Annotated in this window: 19 protein-coding genes; 16 read left to right on the top strand and 3 right to left on the bottom strand. The window is 43.5% G+C overall.

All coding sequences use genetic code 11. The features are described 5' to 3' along the window. Positions 1-9: 9 nt before the first annotated feature. The 4 genes from BLR43_RS11990 (at position 10) to BLR43_RS11975 (ending at position 6067) form a co-directional block, all read left to right on the top strand. Positions 10-804, top strand: coding sequence for a YfgM family protein (locus BLR43_RS11990; RefSeq protein WP_071003377.1), 795 nt, complete (start codon positions 10-12; stop codon positions 802-804). Positions 805-962: 158 nt separating this feature from the next. After that, positions 963-2183, top strand: a complete 1221-nt coding sequence (gene bamB, locus BLR43_RS11985) for an outer membrane protein assembly factor BamB (protein WP_071003378.1) — start codon at positions 963-965, stop codon at positions 2181-2183. A 316-nt stretch (positions 2184-2499) separates the two neighbouring features. After that, positions 2500-3921: a ribosome biogenesis GTPase Der gene (gene der / locus BLR43_RS11980; RefSeq protein ID WP_071003380.1), complete on the top strand. Its 1422-nt coding sequence runs from the start codon at positions 2500-2502 to the stop codon at positions 3919-3921. 184 nt (positions 3922-4105) lie between these two features. Then, positions 4106-6067, top strand: coding sequence for a sensor histidine kinase (locus BLR43_RS11975; RefSeq protein WP_093071271.1), 1962 nt, complete (start codon positions 4106-4108; stop codon positions 6065-6067). Between the two features lie 183 nt (positions 6068-6250). Here BLR43_RS11975 and BLR43_RS11970 read toward each other — a convergent pair whose 3' ends face one another. Beyond that, positions 6251-7417, bottom strand: a complete 1167-nt coding sequence (locus BLR43_RS11970) for a D-alanyl-D-alanine carboxypeptidase family protein (protein ID WP_093071270.1) — start codon at positions 7415-7417, stop codon at positions 6251-6253. A gap of 656 nt (positions 7418-8073) precedes the next feature. Next, positions 8074-8508, bottom strand: coding sequence for an MCR_0457 family protein (locus BLR43_RS11965; protein WP_058025084.1), 435 nt, complete (start codon positions 8506-8508; stop codon positions 8074-8076). 786 nt (positions 8509-9294) lie between these two features. On the opposite strand from BLR43_RS11965, the gene surE reads away from it, so the two are divergent. From surE to modB, 12 genes are all read left to right on the top strand, one after another. Beyond that, positions 9295-10140 (top strand): 5'/3'-nucleotidase SurE, encoded by an 846-nt coding sequence (gene surE / locus BLR43_RS11960; RefSeq protein ID WP_093071269.1) that lies wholly within the window; start codon positions 9295-9297, stop codon positions 10138-10140. Between the two features lie 183 nt (positions 10141-10323). Further along, positions 10324-11112, top strand: a complete 789-nt coding sequence (locus tag BLR43_RS11955; RefSeq protein ID WP_093071268.1) for a M23 family metallopeptidase — start codon at positions 10324-10326, stop codon at positions 11110-11112. Between the two features lie 68 nt (positions 11113-11180). Continuing rightward, complete coding sequence (locus BLR43_RS11950) at positions 11181-12479, top strand: lytic murein transglycosylase (RefSeq protein ID WP_093071273.1); 1299 nt, start codon at positions 11181-11183, stop codon at positions 12477-12479. 354 nt (positions 12480-12833) lie between these two features. Further along, positions 12834-14129 carry a molybdopterin molybdotransferase MoeA gene (locus BLR43_RS11945; protein WP_093071267.1) on the top strand — a complete coding sequence of 432 codons (1296 nt, stop codon included), beginning with the start codon at positions 12834-12836 and terminating at the stop codon, positions 14127-14129. Positions 14130-14251: 122 nt separating this feature from the next. Beyond that, the gene (moaA, locus tag BLR43_RS11940; protein ID WP_093071266.1) at positions 14252-15352 is read left to right on the top strand and encodes a GTP 3',8-cyclase MoaA; all 1101 of its coding nucleotides are present in this window, start codon (positions 14252-14254) and stop codon (positions 15350-15352) included. Positions 15353-15464: 112 nt separating this feature from the next. Next, a complete protein-coding gene (moaB, locus tag BLR43_RS11935; RefSeq protein ID WP_075106310.1) occupies positions 15465-15995 on the top strand; it encodes a molybdenum cofactor biosynthesis protein B in 531 nt (176 codons plus the stop codon). A gap of 67 nt (positions 15996-16062) precedes the next feature. Beyond that, positions 16063-16782, top strand: a complete 720-nt coding sequence (gene mobA, locus BLR43_RS11930; RefSeq protein WP_342021598.1) for a molybdenum cofactor guanylyltransferase — start codon at positions 16063-16065, stop codon at positions 16780-16782. Between the two features lie 42 nt (positions 16783-16824). Further along, on the top strand, positions 16825-17331 hold the full coding sequence (gene moaC / locus BLR43_RS11925; RefSeq protein ID WP_093071265.1) for a cyclic pyranopterin monophosphate synthase MoaC: 507 nt from the start codon (positions 16825-16827) through the stop codon (positions 17329-17331). A gap of 77 nt (positions 17332-17408) precedes the next feature. After that, positions 17409-17690 (top strand): MoaD/ThiS family protein, encoded by a 282-nt coding sequence (locus BLR43_RS11920; protein ID WP_075106309.1) that lies wholly within the window; start codon positions 17409-17411, stop codon positions 17688-17690. Between the two features lie 53 nt (positions 17691-17743). Further along, positions 17744-18235: a molybdenum cofactor biosynthesis protein MoaE gene (locus tag BLR43_RS11915; protein WP_093071264.1), complete on the top strand. Its 492-nt coding sequence runs from the start codon at positions 17744-17746 to the stop codon at positions 18233-18235. Continuing rightward, on the top strand, positions 18228-19055 hold the full coding sequence (modA, locus tag BLR43_RS11910; protein ID WP_093071263.1) for a molybdate ABC transporter substrate-binding protein: 828 nt from the start codon (positions 18228-18230) through the stop codon (positions 19053-19055). Before BLR43_RS11915 ends, modA begins: the two co-directional genes overlap by 8 nt. Before the next feature lie 46 nt (positions 19056-19101). Continuing rightward, complete coding sequence (gene modB / locus BLR43_RS11905) at positions 19102-19803, top strand: molybdate ABC transporter permease subunit (protein WP_093071262.1); 702 nt, start codon at positions 19102-19104, stop codon at positions 19801-19803. Between the two features lie 400 nt (positions 19804-20203). Here the strand turns inward: modB and BLR43_RS11900 are convergent. After that, the coding region (locus tag BLR43_RS11900; RefSeq protein ID WP_143007437.1) for an integrase core domain-containing protein at positions 20204-20459 on the bottom strand (256 nt) is incomplete at its 5' end.

The raw sequence follows: 20459 nt of genomic DNA, 5'->3' as shown, positions 1-20459 counted from the left end.
TAAATATATATGGCTCTGACCCCCAATTCGCCGAATGCAGACAACTCCATGCAAGCGTTAAAGCAGTATGGTAGTTATATTGTCACTGCGATTTTATTGGCACTGGCTGCTTATTTTGGCTGGACATACTGGCAGAACAACCATGCGCGAGTAGATACTGTCGCCGCTGATCAATATGCCGATATCCAACGACTGAATGAAGAAGTCAGCCTGGCTTCGCAAAATCCAGATCTAGAAGCCGATGCACAAGAGTCGCTGGTACAGAGCCGCACACAGTTAGACAAAGATATTGATGCTTTAGTCAGTACGCATGGTGAATCAGTATACGCATGGCAAGCGCTGATGATAAAAGCTCGCCAACAGGTCGATAATGATGATTTTACGGCGGCAGCTGAGACATTTAAGCAAGCGCTAGCAATCGATCTGGGCGATGCCGGTCTAAAGGCAATCACTCAGCTGCGTTATGCCAAGACGTTACTGGCGACAGGCGATGCAGATGCGGCCTTGTCAGAAGCCAACAACGATATGCCAAGCTCGTTTGAAGCCAGTCAGCAAGAGCTGCTAGGTGATATCTACTTGGCACAAGACAACAAAGAATCAGCGATTAAGTCTTACAATAATGCTTGGGAGCTATTACGTAGTCGCCAAGAAACGCGTGCAGTATTGGCCTTAAAGATGGAAAGCTTGGGTATCACTCCTGAGCCAATTGCTGGGCCCACCAGTCTTATCCAAGAATCAGCGACTCCTGAGCAGCCATTAGTGGTTGAAAACTCAGAAAATACGAGCGTTGAAGCTGCTCAATAAGTCACTAAGTTCAGTAAATAACTAAGCTCAGTAAATAACTAAGATAGTATTGAGCAGTAGCAATCGATTAAATGCTTTTTGATATGACGTCATAATGACTAATGTGCTGTTGGCCAATGTACCAATTAATAATAATTCATTTGTAGTGAGAACATATAATGACTCAATCTATTCGCTCTAGCAAAATGTTAAAAACTACGTTAAGTAGTCAGACTATCAAGAAGACAGTCATGCATGTGGCAGTACTTGCCGTAATGAGCACTGCAGTGATTGGGTGTAACCGCGGCATCAAGCCAGTGGTTAATGACCCAGTAAAATTGGTACAGATTGCGCAACCGCTCAACGTGCTCCAGCCAGTATTTAGCACCGATGTAGGTAACAAAAAAGCCAGTAAGAAAGACCCTCTAGATTTGCAAGTTGGTTACGCCAATGGGCAAATCGTTACGGCATCACGCGGTGGTGATCTGATAGGGTTTAATCAGGCAGGCGAGCGCTTATGGTCGGTTAACGTCGGTGATCAGATCACAGGCGGTGTGGCGTTGGATGCGCTGAGTCAGACAGCGGTTGTGAGTACTCGCAATGGTCAAGTAATGGCGTTTGATACTATGACTGGCGCAAAACGCTGGCAGCAGCAGTTGTCAGGGTCGGTTTTATCCCCAGCGCTTATCAGTAATAATCGTGTGGTATTATCAGCGAATGATGGCTTCTTGCATGGCTTATCGCTACAGACTGGTGAATCAGTGTGGCAGTTTGCGACGCAAGTACCAGCGATCAGCGTGCGCGGTAGTGCGGCACCAACTTTGCTAGATAATGAAACGGCATTGTTGGCGACTGCTGATGGTCGTTTGCATGCAGTCACCGTTGATAATGGCTTACCAAAGTGGTCAAGACGTGTTGGCATTGGGTCTGGAAGCAGCGAAGTTGAGCGCATGAGCGATGTCGATGGCAAGCCTATCGTGGATAAAAATCAGCTGTTTGCGATTAGTTATAGTGGTCAGCTATTAGGTATTGATTTGGCCTCACGTCAAGTGATGTTCGTCAATGAGCTTGCTAGTTTAAAAGCACTTGCCGTCAACCCTCAGCAAGTGATTGCTACTAGCCTAGATGGTAAAGTGGTTGCCTATGATCGCAATAGTGGCGAGACATTGTGGGAAAGTGAGGCACTGGCTTATCGTGACCTAACCAATCCTGTCATGATTGGCAATTATATTGCAGTCGGTGATTTTGACGGTGTGGTACATTTATTTGACCCTGCTACTGGCAATATTGTTAGCCGCGTGCAGACAAAAGGGACGTTGACGAACTTGCAAGTACAAGGCAATCGCCTGATGACTCAAAGCACGTCAGGACAAGTTGCTATCTGGCAGCTAACGCGCTGATAAAACAGTACACTGGTTTTTATCTACAAAACACAAACGCTGCTTAGTCAGCGTTTAGTGCCTTGTGTAAATCGCTTGTTTAAGTACAGGCTTTCGCGTACTCTATGCGACCGATGTGCTAACCATATATACTATATATAATTTAGTCGTCCCAATTATTTTTTAGCCAAAAAATAGCTAGCTACTATTTTTGCTATTGTTTTATCATTCATTTTAATTTGCGGTTAAGTGCAGCCCTATTCGTTACTATTGTTATATCAGTGGTCATAAGAATAATTGTACTGTCCGTCATTGTGCCTTTCACTGAGAGTAACCCATGAGTATCAAGCCTGTGGTCGCCTTAATTGGTCGTCCAAACGTCGGTAAATCCACCTTATTTAATCAGTTCACAAAAAGTCGGCAGGCATTGGTTGCTGATTTGTCGGGATTGACTCGTGACCGTCAATACGGTGATGCAACTTATGAAGATAAGTCATTCATCGTTGTGGATACTGGTGGTATTGGTGAAGCAGATGACGGCAGCGGTAATATCGATGACTATATGTCTGAGCAGTCGCATACCGCGATTCACGAAGCAGATATCATTGTATTTGTCGTTGATGCTCGTGCTGGTATGATTGGTGCTGATGCTGAGATTGGCAAGTTTTTGCATACCCTAGGCAAACCGGTCTATGTCGTTGCCAATAAAGTTGATGGTGTCCACGATGCAGCGCCAGCAGAGTTTTACGCGCTAGGATTGGGCGAGCCGTATCCGATGGCAGCCAGTCATGGTCGCGGTGTGGGCAACTTGCTTGAAGTCTTAACGGCTGATATGCCTGAGCAAGAGAATATAGTTGAGCCAAACGGTTTGAAGCTTGCGATTATCGGTCGTCCAAACGTTGGTAAATCAACACTGGTTAACCGTCTGTTGGGCGAAGATCGCGTAGTGGTATTTGATATGCCTGGTACGACGCGTGATAGTATTTATATCCCTTATCAGCGTGAGGGCAGAGACTACGTATTGATTGATACGGCTGGTGTACGTCGCCGCGGTAAAATCGATGAAAAAGTAGAAAAATTCTCTGTTATCAAAACCTTGCAAGCGATTGAAGACTCTAATGTAACTGTCATTGTCATTGATGCGCATGAAGGTATTGTTGACCAAGATTTGCATATGATTGGCTATGCACTTGATGCTGGTCGTGCTCTAGTCGTAGCAATCAACAAATGGGATGGTTTGACACCAGATCAAAGAGACTATATTAAGCTTGAGATGGATCGTCGTTTTAACTTTATCCCATATGTAAAAGTACATTTGATATCAGCACTACATGGGACTGGTGTGGGTAATTTATATCCATCTATCTTGCGTGCTTACAAGTCTTCAATGTTTGAAGTCTCTACCAATCGCTTGACGCAAATCTTGCAAGATGCTGTCACTGCCAATCCGCCACCAACTATTGCTGGTCGCCGTATTAAGCTACGTTATGCACATATCGGTGGTCACAACCCACCTGTTATCGTAATCCATGGCAATCAAACCAGCGCGCTTCCTAAGAGCTATCAGCGTTACTTAGAGAACCAGTTCCGTCAAGTATTTAAGCTTGAAGGTACGCCGCTCAATGTTATCTTTAAACAAAATGACAACCCATACGCCAATAAGAGCGACACGCCAACCAAGGCAAAAACACAGCAATTGCGTCAGCGTGAGCGCAATCGTGCGAAGAAATTCACTACCAAAGATAAAAAGTCTCGTTAATCACATGATTTGCTATGACTTATTTTATCGTGCAGCTCAGCACGGTAAAATAAAAAAGCACTATAATCATATAGTGCTTTTTTTGGCAGTTCAGTATACTCGTTAATTACCTCAATCTTTCGCTTATCACATCTCTCAAATACTTGTAATATAAGTAAAACTTTTCTTGACTCAGTAGAGTGATATGAACAATCGTTCGTCTCAAACCATTTCTATGCTCATTTGGCGCTCTGTTGGACAGGCCGTAATTCTGGCTCTGCTGGCAGGCTTTGTATTGCCTTTTATTTATGGTTTGGTGCATCACTACCAAGAAAAACATCAGCATATACAGCAATTAGCCTCGTTACTAACAACCAGTGCATCGACACCAGATGGTGCTGACGTCGTCGCTGAGCAAGTGAATGTTTTATTAGAAAATGAGCCGAGCATTCAGAGTATTGTGTTTTATTCCACATCCCAGCCTATCAACGATATCAGCCAATCACTAGATGACTGGAAAAATGCTTTATTTGCCGATACGGTCAGCTTCAACTATCCTGTCGTTAGTAAGTACGAAGATTTTGTGAGTGTCAGACCCAATAAACCCACATCTAATCAGCAGCTAGCGACAGATCTGTCTGAGAGTATGAGCACATCATCAGTTACGGATGAATCGATCGGTAGCACGAATAGGAATAACAGGCTGATTGGCTATATCAACATCACCATGGATGTGAAGGGACTGCGTTCATATTGGTTTCGTAGCATTATTCCGTTGTGGCTGACCACGTTACTATTGACTGTTATTTCAGGTATATATATCTTCCGAAAGCTGAATTGGCCGCTCAAAGATATCGAAGCATTAAATGGTGTCTGCGGTATTATCATCAAAAACGCAGAGCTAGAGCAGCTACCTATTATTCCGCAGCGCTTTAACTTTCAAGAGCTAACACAAATAAAAAAGGCCTTGGCTATCTTGTTTGATCGACTGCAAGAGGCCAAGCAAGGATATGATACGCTTGCTGCCTTTGAGCAGCAACTACATAACAAAGATGTCTCGCTTGATGTGCAGTTGCATAATTTTCAAAGCATGATTACCCATGAACTAAAAACATCGCTCAACGCTATCGTGGGCGGGCTACAGTTATTGGACTACGAAACCTTAACTAGAGAGCAAAAAGACGCTGTCGAAATTATTAGCAATGGCAGTGATAAATTGGTGCTATCACTGGATCATATTATTCAATTAAATCAGATACAAAAAGGACAAATAAAAATTCATAACAATGAATTTAATCCGCTACAGTTGATATCTGATCTTTTGATAAAGTTTGAACCTATAGCCAATCAACAAGGCTTAGCGTTAACCAGTAATATTCATCATGTAGATTACAGTCTTTATGGCGACTCAGCAAAAATTCAACAAATATTATCCATATTAGTCAGTAATGCCATTAAATTTACTCCTACTGGACAGGTAGTGATCACGTCACAACTGACGCATTTTGATAAAAGTAATCGTTGGAAAATCAGTGTCAAAGATACGGGCATCGGTATTGATAGCAATCATATTGATGATATTTTCAATCCTTTCTTTCAGGTGGATTCGTCACAAACGCGCCAGTATGAAGGCTCAGGTGTGGGCTTGCCTGTGGTTAAGCAATTGGTGCAGCTCATGGGGGCGACCATCGAAGTTGATAGTACCTTGGGATCAGGGACGCAGTTTACGTTGACGTTAGTAATGCCGAACCAACAACAATCTCGCCAGCAGCGGCTCTTAAATGGGCTAACGATTATTTATTATTATGATCAAGAGACGGGTGCGTTATTCAATGAGCTAGAGTATCTGGGCGCTACGGTGATCTGTCACCAGGACGTACAGCAAGTCATGAATGAGATAAGGGCACAGAAGGTCGATATGGTGATGTTCGCTGAGGATGTACTCGCGGACAAAGCTGAACTATTAGCAAAACTTATTCGCCAACATGAAAACGAAGAAAGCGTGCAACGTGCGTTATTGATATATTGGTATCCCCAACATCAAGCACGTTATGTCGATAATTTCGAGTATGGTTTAAAAGCAGCTGGCATCGATTACTGTCATAGTACGACTTATGAGCACAAGGCTTTGAGTGACTTATTAAAACGTTGGTTAGTATGGATCTAAAACACTCTCAAAAAATACGTTTGACTTCTTAAAATCGCCTAGCCCATTAGATGTAATTTCCTGATAAAAAGCACAAACAAGCCAAGATTTTTTTACAACAAATAAACAAGACGCCCAATTTTAAGGCGTCTTTTTTGCTTCTTGAATTGAGTTAGGCTGAAAAAACATACGCTCTAAAATTTTTTAGAACAGGTTTTTTGCCCAGCGTACGATATGTTGCCAAGTACGGCTCAAGAATCCTGATTGTTCGATATCATTGGTGGCAATAATAGGGACAGATGCGACAGCTTTACCATCAATAACGGCCATCATCTTGCCGATTTCTTGACCTTTCTTAATCGGTGCTTCTAGGCTGTCAGGAATATCAACCACGGTCGTGATTTTATTCTTCTGCGTTTTACTGGTTAGGATTTGTAAGTTATCACCCGTTGCCAGCTCTACCTCATCGGCTTCTCCGAACCATACTGGAACTTTGCTAACGAACTGACCAGCAGGTGCTTTGGTCACTGTGGTGAAGTGGCCAAAGCCCCAGTTGAGTAGTTCACGAGACTGATCAGCACGAGCCTGCTGGCTCTTGGTGCCCATGATGACAGAGATGAGGCGCATACCGTCGCGGTTACTCGAAGCGACTAAGCAATAACCTGCCGCATCAGTATGGCCCGTTTTTAGACCATCAACGGTAGGATCGGTTGCGAGTAGGGCGTTGCGGTTGCCCTGAGTGATACCATTATAGGTAAACTCTTTTTCGGAATAAATACTGTAGTAATCACCGCTGTTTTTGACAATAGCGCGAGCAAGTTTGGCCAGATCCAGCGCTGATGCCTCATGCCCTTCAGCAGGCATGCCAGTAGAGTTGACGAAATGAGAGTTTTCCATACCAAGCTTTTGCGCTTGCTCATTCATCAATATTGCAAATGATGCTTCGCTACCCGCGATATGCTCAGCCATGGCTTTTGACGCATCATTACCTGATTGAATGATGATACCGCGTAGCATATCGATGACACTAGCGGTCTTATTGACTGGCACATACATGCAAGACTGACTGCTGCTACCACGGCACCATGCATTTTGGCTCATGAGTACTTGGTCGTCTTCTTTGAGGTCGCCTGATGCTAAGCGCTGTTCGATGATATAACTGGTCATCATTTTTGTCAGAGACGCTGGCGGTAATGACTCATTCGCATTTTTTTGACCCAAGATCTCACCAGTATTATAGTCCATCAATACATAGGCGGTATTATCCATCTCAGGTGGTTGTATGGCTGCGTTTGCCATCACTGCACTCATTGAGATACTTACACCAACGACCAGCTGTACTAGCTGATTTTTTACACGCTTTACTGTCATATATCATTACACCGCATCATGGAACCAAATGTATCTATCGCTTGTATTCACTGTCAATTTTCATACATTATTTTAAGCAGCATGCTTTAAACATCATGTCTAAAATAATGTATTAATCAAAACAAGAACGACTGTACGATAGACATAAAATTAACGCCTTATCTTAGCAAAATGCCAACCGATGGGGAATCGATAAATACAAAAAAGTAAGGCATGAATAAAAAGAAAAGCGAGTAGGTATAGTGAATTCAGTATAAAAACGATACAGTGGGACTGGTATAAATTTTTCGCAGCATCGAGCAGCGTAGGCACAGCACGCAAGGAAAATTTAGACCAGTTCCACCTTGATATATAATGTATCTGTTTTATTTAGGATTGACTATATTAAGTGTTTGCTCTTACTAACCTATAGATAGCTTTTGATCAGTATAAATTCAACAACCACAAAAAAGCCTGCTGTACCGCTTGTGGTTTATAAGCGGAATGACAGCAAGCTTTTTTGTTCATTAAACTTAATGGGTAAGTGTAGAGTATTGTTCTTAACGATGATGAGAGTAGAGCTCCAGAAAGAACAAGGCCATTATTTATTGTCGTTAATTATGACGGGCTTTTCTAGCGCTCAAGACGGCTCTCTACGCTTACACGCTTTTTAGCGATTAATATTCTGCGTTCGCCAAATCTTCACATAGTGCTTTATTTTCTTGCTTTGAAAAGCCCATTGTCCAGCTACGAATACCTTGCAGTATCTGACGATAGTCTTGCTGCGTTGACAGGTATTGAATCGCTGCTTTTGGATCTTCTAACGAAGGCATCAGCTCATGCAATTGCACGGTATAAGACTTATAAAAACGTTGTTTTTGATTGCCGTTCAGCATTGATGGACAGATCTCTGATAGTACCTGCATCACAGCAATTTCATGCTTTGTGATATTAATGCCAGACATATCTAGCGGAATAGTGGTCGCAGGATTGTTTGCAGCATTAGACGCTTGAGACAGCATGGCAACAGACGTTATCAGTCCTGCCAGCCCGATTTTTGAGGCGGTCTTTGCTATCACAGAAGCTATAGATAATATCGATTGATTCTTCATTCAGTATTACACTCGCTTATCTTTATTTGATGGTGATATGTTAATGGGTAAAAAAACAAAAGTCACATAAAATATTGATTTATGTGTAGATATCTTGTGAGTCAAAGGCATTTTACAGCAACATATCAGTAGCATATACCAATGAAGTCACATCAGTATAAACGCATCAGTTTGTATTGTTGTACGGTGTTGCATATTGTAACGCGTTGCCTTATTTCTCTCATTTCGACTCCGTTTGAGGCAAATAATATAACAATAGACAAAAATGCCAGACGGTTTTTGGTCAAAGACTGAGTTCGGGATTATCTATTGTTCAGGTATAATCGCTCGGGCTATCAAGATAATTTAGTTTTAATGTACTGATATCACAAGGCTTTCAAGAGTAATCGCCAAATTTTTTATTTTATATACTAGGGAATGTTGAACATTCGACCATGGCACTGACAGCGACTATTTTTTAGGCGATTCGATGTTAAAAATAATAAGTTTAGTCATTCTAAGCGCTTATTTTTAACGATGAAGCGGCAAAAAAGAGTCCTGTCCCCTGCTTTTATCGTTGGGGCTGATGCTAAAATTGCCCCATACTGCGTTACAAATCTCGCTAAGGCATCTGCATTATCGTCGCTTTGTGCCTTGTCTGGAACCATTTTAGCGATCAGCAGTGCCTATTTGCGAATGTTCAACACGCCCTAGCCTTTGGTTGCTATTTTTATGCGAATAAAGATATGGTACGGTAGCAAAAATTTCTACTAGAAAGACGGTTTGACACAAACATACTGAGCTGACATGAAGATTTTAATTAGTAATGATGATGGGGTGTATGCGCCAGGATTATTGGCACTGTCTCAAGCACTATCGACCATCGGTGAGGTCGTGGTAGTCGCACCAAACGAGGAGCAGAGTGGCTATGCTAGTGCATTGAGTGTATCAAAGCCATTGCATACGCATCAATTGCCATCGGGATTTATAGCGGTTAATGGTTCACCAGCTGATTGCGTTCATTTGGCGCTGCATGAGCTATACCGTGACGTGGATTTTGACTGTGTCATTACAGGTATCAATTCAGGTGCAAACTTAGGACAGGACGTGATGTTTTCTTGTACCTTTGGCGCGGCATTGACCGCGCAGTTATTGGGCATACCTGCTATTGCCACGTCTTTGGTAGGTGGCGGCGTAAAAAATGGTGGACAAGAATCAGCCAGTGATTATCAAGTGGTGGCAAATGAAATTGTCAAATTGCTCACTGATACCTCGATTTTAGAGTTTCTCAAAAGTTTGCCCTATCATGTATTAAACGTTAATATTCCTGATATGGATAGCAGCAGTGATATCAAAGGGCGAAAGGTTACCTCGTTGGGACACAAGCAGATCGCCCGGCCCGTGCGTCATATGATTGACCCTCGCGGCCGAGATGCGTATTGGCTGTCTTTACGAAAATGTAAAAACAGCAAGCACAAAAATGAGCGACCCTTAGACATTTCAGCTAAATCAACCAATCAAAAAAATGTTGTATTAACATCGGGCATGACGGATGATCAAGCAGTGGCAGCAGGATACATCAGTTTGTCGCCAGTACGTCTACATCATACCCCAGCGCGGGCATTGGATAAGCTTTTGGCACTAGATTTATAAGTTCGATAGGATATGATTATCAATGACATAGGTGATAATCACCATATCGCTTGCTGTACGAGTGATATAAATCATCTGCTAGATCGCTAATTGTAGTAACAATATCTTGAGGCTTTTGAGTGATATCAAGCGCTTTTGGATGATAAAACAATAGATAAGCAACACAAAGAACAGGAACCTTGTATGAAAAGAATCATGACCGGATCGCACCTTGCTAAGGCAGCGTTGATTGGCACTATGGCAGTTGCTACTTTATCTGTGGTCGGCTGTGCCACCAAGCCTACTTATCAATCACCAAACCAAGTAGGTCCTAAGATTATTACCAACGCACAAGGCGTCCCTAACTACCATCGCGTACAACGTGGCGATACGGTCAGCCAAATTGCGGCGCGCTATCGTCTTAACTATCGTCAGATTGGCGCACTAAATAATCTGGACAGTAAATATACGATTTATAGTGGGCAATGGCTCAAACTATGGCAGGGCGGTGCAGCGACCACAGCGAGTAACAACAGCTATAGCAGACCAGCACAGTCGCAACCAACTTATACCCCACCTGTAACCCAGTCTCGAACGCCAGCATACGAGGCAACGGCCAATTCGACCTCTGGTTATGATTATCCTACTCGCAATCCAGTGACGCGTAACATTGATCCAGCGGCGGGCAATATGGGTATGTGGTTTGCTGGTAATGTCGGTGATCCAGTACTTGCTAGCCAATCAGGAACGGTGCTTTACTCAGGCAACGGTCTACCAGAATATGGCAACTTGATTATGATCCGCCATAGTGATGATTACATCACGGCCTACGCACACAATAGCCAATTGCTGGTAAAAGAAGGGGATATGGTACAGCGTGGCCAGCGTATCGCGACGATGGGTAGCAGTGGTCAGACCAATCAAGTGGGGCTGGAGTTCCAAGTTCGCTTAAATGGCAATCCGATTGATCCACGTACGGTACTTGGGCGTTAGTATTGAGCTATGTCGCTGATGGCTGGGCGGCTTTGGTCCATTTTATTTATTTATGTTTGAGACTTTTTATGAGATTAAAAAAACAATACTTCACTCTTATGCCGGCATTAGTGATGGTCGGGTGTACAAGTCAGCAAGCCATGCAAAAAAAGCCTGTGCGTCAAGGTGGCGTTGAGATTACTCAAACCCAAACCGTGCAGGTCAAGCCAACACCAGCGCCAGTTATTAAGCCGCAGCCCGCCCCAAAGCCAAGCTATAGCAGCTTTTCTGATTGGAAGTCAGACTTTTCTATGCGTGCAATATCTTCAGGCTATGATGCGGGAGTCATTCGCCGATTACTCGATTCCGCTTATCTGAATCAGCAAGTTATCTCATTAGACTCAGGACAGCCTGAGTTTTCTAAGATGCCATGGGAGTATGTGGACTCTGCTGTCTCTAGTGGGCGTGTGAGCGTAGGTAAGCGCAAGTTTGCAGAGCAACGTGCGTTTTTGTCTCAATTAGAGTCGCAGTATGGCGTTGATGCAGAGGTGATCGCAGCGATATGGGGTATGGAGTCGTCATATGGCGCGGTCACGGGTAGCAGCGATTTGCCAAGCTCGCTTGCCAGTCTCGCCTACGATGGTCGTCGTCAAGAATTTGCAGAAGCTCAGCTATTATCCTTAGCGACGCTACTCCAGCGTGGCGACGTATCATGGTCGCAATTAGATGGTTCTTGGGCAGGCGGCATGGGACAAACGCAGTTTATTCCTGAGACTTGGCTCAAGCAAGGCGTTGATGGTGATGGCAACGGTCACCGTAACCCTTGGGCCACAGGTGATGCACTCGCTTCTACTGCCAACTATCTGAGCAACTCAGGCTGGGTGCGCGGTCTAGCACCTTTTTATGAAGCGACTGTACCTGCTTCGTTTGATTATTCACTGATGGGGAGTAAGCAACCTGCAGCCAGATGGGCGGCGATGGGTGTCGATACGATAGATGACGTCTATTTAGATGCCAATACTCAGATGGAGCTATGGTTGCCAGCTGGTAAAGATGGTCCCGTATTGCTGCTAAGCCCAAACTTTGATGTTATCAAGGTTTACAATAACTCGTCGAGTTATGCGCTAGGGGTGAGCCTATTGGGCAAAACGATTGATGGACAAAGTGGTCTGCGAAAATCATGGCCCCGCTATGAGCGTCCGTTATCAACCACGCAAGTGACCAACTTACAGCGCCGTCTGACGAGCATGGGTTACGATACCAAAGGGGCTGATGGTATCGTGGGCACCAATACTCGTACGGCATTTCAGCGCTGGCAGGCGGATAATGGGCAAACGCCAGATGGATTCATCACTCAAAATAGCGCCTCTTCATTGGCTGGCTGGTGAGGTAAGCTGACGGTATTTATACACCGTATGAAGGTCACGATTCATAATGGCTTTTAGCTATTATAAATCATCATTAATCATCAATTAAGCATGTTACCTTGCTCTACAAAAAGCACCTTGCCAAGGTGCTTTTTTTGCCTCAGGCTATGTCTGATTTTGCTGAAATTTATTGAATGGATAAATATTGTGATAATCATCAAATATTTGAGTTGGCTTGATCTCGCAATCTTCAAAACTTATCAGGACAAGGTTAATACAACAAAATCGATACTGTGAATGATAGACTCTAAGGACAGCTTTTAATAATAAAGATTCAATCACAAATAATGAGAACGACCAAAAGAGCATACTTTTATGATTACCATGGAAGAATTACAAGCGGCAATAAAGCTGCGTATCAATGATTATAATGATGTGGATTTTCCGCTGCACAAAAGAGCCGTCAATATCTGTGATCTATTAGACAGCCGTAACCACATACTCGCGCAAGATATTGCATCACCTTTTGATGTGCCAAGACAGAATCTATCTGCTATGGATGGTTATGCCATTGCAAAAGGAAGTGAGCTGTCAGAAGGTAAAACGATTGAAATCATTGGTGAGTCTCAAGCAGGCAGTGCCTATGCTGGTGAGACAAAAGCAGGGCAGGGTGTGCGTATTTTTACTGGCGCGGTCATCCCTGACTGTTGTGATACGGTCATCATGCAAGAGAATACCAACTTTGCTGATATCAAAGCGACCATTGATAAGACTCAGCCGTACAGCATCACTCTCACGCAAACGGCCGAAACCAACGATAATATCCGTGCGCAAGGCGAAGAGGTTGAGTCTGGCGAAGCTATGCTAAAGATAGGAAAAAGAATTAATCCCGCCGATATCAGCTTGCTGGCAAATTTAGGTATCAGCGAAGTGAGAGTATTTGCGCCGCTGGTTGTTGGCGTACTTGCAACTGGCGATGAGCTCGTCGCTATTGGCGATGAGCTGGAACATCTAGCCCAAATATATAATTCAAACACCCCAACGCTCAAAAGCTTACTGTCGGATTTACCTATAATCATTCGTGACTATGGCATCATTCCTGATGATTTGGATAAGACGACAGCTGCGGTCAACGAAGCCATGCAAGACTGTGATGTGCTCATATCGACAGCAGGCGTCTCAGTCGGCGATTATGATTTTCTGACGACGGTGATCGAAACGCTTGGGCAAATCAACCGCTATAAAGTGGCGATGAAACCTGGTAAGCCTTTCGTATTTGGCGAGTTAAATAAAAATCTCGATAAGCCCGTATTGTATTTTGGTCTACCGGGTAATCCGCTCTCCACAGTTGTGGGCGCGCTACAGTTTGTGATACCCGCATTATGGCAGATGTCAGGTGCGAGTGTGTCCGAGCAGCCGATGCCGCTAACGATCAACGCTAAACTCACAAATGACATCAAAAAGTTCCCTGGCCGCAAAGACTTTCAGCGCGGCGTATTGTCACAAGATGAGGCGGGTCATTACCAAGTGGAATGTTTTTTGAGTCAACAATCACACAGAATAAAACAGCTGAGCCGCGCCAATTGCTTTATTGTATTAGACAAAGACAGTGGCAACGTAGTATCTGGTGGTGAGGTTACCGTACAGCCGTTTCCTTGGTTGCATCGCTAATTCACCGTTTGCCAATCTGCTATAAAACGATGGAACGAAATTAAAAAGCAATCTAGCAATGGGATGCTAAACACGAATAATAAAGTAACGCTTATGGCAAGCAATACTGATGGCAGTAATATATGAATGACAACAATCTCAAAATAGACAGCCCAAAACTGTACTCTCCTGCGTCAGCACCTGTGCTGTCTGACAGCTATATACCGTCTAATTTAGTGATGCCGATTGATCAGGCAACCCAAATCCATCAGCCTTTAACGGATGGGTTTGCGCGCCGGTTGACATATCTGCGCCTATCTATTACGGATTTTTGTAATTTTCGCTGTGAGTACTGTTTGCCAAATGGTTATCAAGGCAAACGTCCTGATGATGAGTTGAGCGTTTCTGAAATTGCGACATTGGTACACGGCTTTGCCCAAGTAGGTACCAAAAAAGTGAGAATTACGGGCGGTGAGCCATCCATTCGCCGTGATGTTGTCGAAATTATCGAAACGATCAAGCAAACGGACGGTATTGAAACAGTAGCGATGACCAGCAATGCTTATAAGTTGGGCAAACACTTAGCCAGCTGGCAAGCGGCTGGACTTGATCAGCTCAATATCAGTATGGACAGTTTTGATGCGGCCACTTTTCACAAAATGACAGGTTTTGATACTTTACCGCAGATACTGGCAGATATGGATACCTTGCTAGAAACGACGGATATCAAACTTAAAATAAATAGCGTCTTGATGGCAGAGACTGCCTTTGAAAACCTGATCGCCGCGATCGACTACGTCAAAGACAGGCAAGTAACGTATCGTTTTATTGAGTTTATGCAGACCAGTGACAATAGCGACTTGTTTTTTGCCCAGCATGCTCAGTCTGATATCATCACGGATTATTTGTTAGAGCATGGTTGGCAGCCACACGAGCGTGGTAGTGCCGATGGTCCAGCGGTCGAGTACAGTCACCCTGATTATGTCGGCCGTATTGGTATGATTGCCCCTTATGCGGCGCACTTTTGTGATACTTGTAACCGCTTGCGAGTCAGTAGTCAAGGTAAAGTGCATCTGTGCTTATTTGACAAAGGTAATTACGATATTCGTCCATACTTACAACAAAACGATATCCAAGGGCTGGTAAACACTTTACATAGCTTTATGCCGATTAAGCCTGAGCATCATCATCTGCATGACTCGAACAGTGGCATCATGCACAATCTCTCGATAATCGGTGGTTAAGGCATTTTAAGACTTCAACTGTGATGCTAACTGATGCTGTTTTTGCTATCGCTTTTCTGACATAAGCTTTTTTTTAATACATTTATAAAATTATATCTATAAAGGATCTTTTATGAGTAAGCCTGCTGCACTATTTACCCCTCTTAATATTGCGGTATTGACTGTTTCTGATAGTCGTACGCTGGCAGAAGACACGTCAGGTCAATATCTAGCCGATAGCTTGACCGAGGCTGGACATCATTTGGCAGACCGTCAGCTGATCACTGATGATATCTATCAGATTAGAGCGGTCATTAGTGGCTGGATTGCCAGTCCAGACGTGCACGCGGTCATCACAACGGGTGGTACAGGGTTCTTTATTAGAGATAGCATGCCAGAAGCTGTCAGCGTACTATTTGATAAGTCGATTGATGGTTTTGGTGAGATGTTCCGTTTGATCTCAAAAGACGAGATTGGTATGTCTACGGTGCAGTCGCGGGCAGTGGCTGGTATGGCCAATGGTACCGGTATCTTTTGTCTACCAGGTTCATCTGGCGCGTGCCGTACAGGGTGGGAAAATATCCTAAAAGAGCAGTTTGATAGCCGTACTCGTCCATGTAATTTTGTGCCGCATTTTTTGGCGCAAAACCCCAGTCATGACTGATTTATAAATAATTGATGATAAATAATTGATGATAAATGATTAAGCCATAACGGCTATTTAACCAAAAATGACAGGCAATGGCATAATGATGGGTTGCTCAAATAGTTCGGACAATTTGGCAGGTATAGTTATTTTAGCTGGCGGAGCATCCAAACGTATGGGAACACCAAAGGCGACGCTCACTCTGCCGACAGGTGAGCAGCTGCTAAATTATCATGTTCGTCATGCCAGCGAGTTGCAAGTTCCTATTTTGATTGCGGATAATGGGCGAGGCTTTTATGTTGATTCAGATGCTACTTTGAACAAACCCAGTTCGCCCGTTATGCCTATTGCTGACTACGTTTCTGATTTTGGCGCGGATAATGATGAGCAGATTCGTACAGGCGGTGCGTTGGTTGCTATCGAATCAGCATTGCAAACATTGACTGGCTCGAATAATCTGTTTACAACTAACAATCAGCGCGCATCGTGGCTACTGGTGATGAGTTGTGACAGCTTAATACCCGCCACTGATCTATGGCAGAAATTGCAACAAGCGATTAATACAGCGGCTAATAAGCGCGTCATTTGCTTAAAAGATGACAGTCATTTATATCCGTTACTAGGGCTGTATCATTTAGCTATTGAACCCGATTTGAAAGCTTATATTGATAGTGATCAGCGCCGAGTCATGCACTTTATTCAGCCGATGGTGCGGACTGTACCATTTACTCAGGACTGGCAGCATTTGACCAATTTTAATATGCCTCAAGAGTTTGAACAGGCGTGTGCCGCGCTACCAAAATAATAAAAATACTAATAAAGAGATTACTAAGAAAAGGCGATATCAATGAGTAACAGCGTTCAGACAAATCATCAATCTGCTTTATCACACTTAGATGGTAATGGTGACATCACGATGGTTGATGTCAGTGGCAAGACCGCAACGACGCGAGAAGCGAACGCGACTGGGCAAGTTCGTTTTCCGAGCGAGATTTATGCGCAGATCAAAGCGGCTGATGGGATGACCAAAAAAGGCAGCATTACGCAAACGGCACATATTGCCGGTATTATGGCTGCCAAACGCACGCATGATATGATACCGCTTTGTCATCCGCTGCCGCTAGATAAGATCGGCCTCACCTTTGTGTATAATGATGCGCTGAGCAGTATCACCGTCAGTGCTGTAGTCAAAGTCACGCACAAAACGGGGGTTGAGATGGAAGCGCTAACCGCCGTGAGCGTTGCCTGCTTGACCATCTATGATATGACTAAAGCACTATCACATGACATCGTTATAAATAATATTCACCTGATTAAAAAAACAGGTGGCAAGTCAGACTATACTCATGCTTAGTGTGATAAAAAACCTAATCAATGACTAAAGATATATTGGATATCAAGCAAGGACGCTTGCAAAGAAAGGAGAAGTTTATGAGTGCTATTGAGACAAAAGCTGCTATCGGATCAACGATGGATATCAATGTCATGTATTTTGCCAGTTTGGCGGATGAGGCCAACTGTCAGCAAGAGACTGTGAAATTACCCCAAGATACCTCATTGACTGAACTGTACGAACAGCTTAGTCAAAAGCATCGTTTTAGTCGTCCGCAAGCAGAGCTACGGGTGGCAGTCAATGATTACTTCGCCAAATGGACCGATCAAATCAATGACGGTGACAGCGTAGTGTTTATTACGCCAGTTGCTGGTGGTTAGGTATATATTTATAAGCGGCTATAGCGCCACAATTAGTGTAAATAGAGAAAAAAATGACAGATAACATCCATAACCATTCAATGACCATCAAACGTAGTACCGATGAAGCGTATCTTATTGCTGAGCGCGACGGTTTTGCGTTACTCGATATTGCAATTGACGAAAATAAGCTCAAAAGTACGTTAGACAATGACAGCTGCGGTGCGTTTGTTTGCTTTGAAGGGCGAGTGCGTAATCATAATAATGCCACGAGCGTTGATCGTCTTACGTATTACGGTTATGAAGACTTAGCAATCAACCAAGGCCGCGCCATTATAGAAGAGGCTAAAAAGCGCTTTGAGATCAATCATGCTATTGCCATACACCGCATCGGAGCGTTAGAGGTTGGTGATGTGGCGGTGTGGGTGGGGGTAGTGTCAGCGCATCGTTATCCAGCATTTGATGCCTGCCGCTGGATACTAGATACCATCAAAGCAGATATACCTGTCTGGAAGCAAGAATATTACGAAGATGCTTCATCTAAATGGCTCAGCAATAATGGGTAGGTCACTAGCTGCTATTAGTACCTCTGCGTGTTTGCTACTGGCATTAAATGCTTGTACAGCAGATAACAGTACGAATGCAGAACCGGCGACTGCTACAACTGAGCACCAAACACTACGTATCGCTGCGGCAGCTAACTTATCTGATGTCCTACCTAATATCATTGATAGCTATCAAACAGATAGCAATATGTCGAATCAAGGTAACTTAGATATCGAAGTCACTTACGCGTCTTCTGGCAAGCTATATGCTCAAATCAAGGCAGGCGCCCCTTATGATATATTCTTGTCTGCCAATCAGGAATTCCCTGCAAAGCTTGCTGATGAAACCGCTTTACCTTTTACCTATACCAGAGGTCAGTTGGCACTCTATAGTGTCACAAAACCTTTGAATGACTTTAAGCCAGCATCTCTTATTGACGCGTTTACAAGTGCTAGTTTCAAAGATGATAGTAAGATTTCTATTGCCAATCCTGAGCTTGCCCCTTATGGTGCGTCTGCAAAATCCTATCTGCAATCACAAAAGATATATGAAAAATTAAATGCACAGAAAAGCCTGATACAGGCAGAAAATATTGGTCAAGTATTTCAGTACGCCCATACAGGTAGCGTGGATTATGGGTTTGTGGCGCAGTCTCAACTCGTTGCGATAAAAGCCAAACCTGAGCAGTTTATTACTGTGCCAAAAGCATCCTATCCAGCCATCTTACAAGATGGTATCGTTATCAATAATACAGTCCCAGCAGCGGCGTTTACTGATTACTTGCGCTCGGATGCAGGACAACAGCACTTCGCGCAAGCAGGCTACCTGCCCATTCAGTAATCCGTTAGCCTAGACACTCTACCTATAGAACGAGCCGTGACATTATATGATCGACCAGTCTCTTATGTCAGATATGCTCAGTCCATTTTGGGTGAGTATTAAGCTCGCTTCTATCACGACCTTATGCTTACTGTTGTTTGCAACTCCTATGGCTTATTGGCTTGCCAAACCAAGTCAAAAGAAGGCAGTTGGGCGTTTCAAAATTCTGCTCATGGGTATCATTGCCATGCCTCTGGTGCTCCCGCCTACGGTTATTGGCTTTTATTTATTATTACTGCTAAGTCCAAGTATGGGTATCGGTAAATGGCTGATTGAGCACAATATTAGTCCGCTTATTTTTACTTTTGAAGGTCTAGTGGTTGGCTCTATTATTTACTCACTGCCTTTTTATATACAGCCAGTGTATGCACAGTTTTTGCGTATTCCGCAAAGTGTCACTGAAGTCGCGCATCTGTTAGAACCCAGTCGTCTGCGCCGCTTCGTCAAGGTAGCCTTACCGCAAGCGCGCGTGGGTATTATGTTGGGTAGTTTGATAAGTTTTGCTCATACCATTGGTGAGTTTGGTGTGGTGTTAATGATAGGGGGGAGTATCTCAGGTGAGACCAAGGTGGTATCGATTGCGATATACGAGCAAGTAGAAGCGCTCAACTATGAAGCGGCGCACATGATGTCTGGTATTTTGATTATCATGGGCGTAGTGATGGTAGCGTTAATCGCTAGTGTGAGCCGAATAAGTCAACGCCCATAGAGCTAAAGCATCTATATGCGAGTTAAGAAATGTTAGATAGCGCAGTAGCTATTGAGGATAAATGTCAGCTATCGTGATTAAAGGGTTTAAAAGCATTTCTTCTAGTCGATGAAGTAAGTGATAAAGAGTTTGCAGAAAAAGACGACGATGAGAGTATTGATGAGCGCGAGTTGGCTTTAGAAATTTGGCGCTTAGTCTTAATATACAAAGCACGAGGTGAGGTACTAAAAGCGATTGAGCTAGACAAAACAGATCAGCAAAATCGCTTTGACATGATATCTGAATACTTTTTAACAAATATATTCTAGGGTAAAGATATGGAAAGTCTCGAAGAAAGAATAAAGATAAGATATGCTTATTGTAAATACCCCATTCTTAACACAACATCATCGTAGAATTATTAAGCCACCTGCCTGTACTCAGCAGGTGTCATATCATTAAGTGAATCATGGGGTCTTTCGTTGTTATAAACCTTGATCCAGTCTTCAGTCAGCATATTGACCTCGTTTAAATTGTTGAAAAGGTAGCAATCTAAAACCTCATTGCGATAACTGCGATTAAACCGTTCAATATAAGCGTTCTGATAAGGACAGCCAGGCTCGATATAATCAATATAGATGCCATGAGCTGATGCCCAATCAGTGAATACCCTGGAT

The organism is Psychrobacter pacificensis, assembly GCF_900101915.1.
GTDB lineage: Bacteria > Pseudomonadota > Gammaproteobacteria > Pseudomonadales > Moraxellaceae > Psychrobacter > Psychrobacter pacificensis.
The sequence above is the reverse complement of the archived record's forward strand: the minus strand, read 5'-3'. Positions and strand labels throughout refer to the sequence as shown.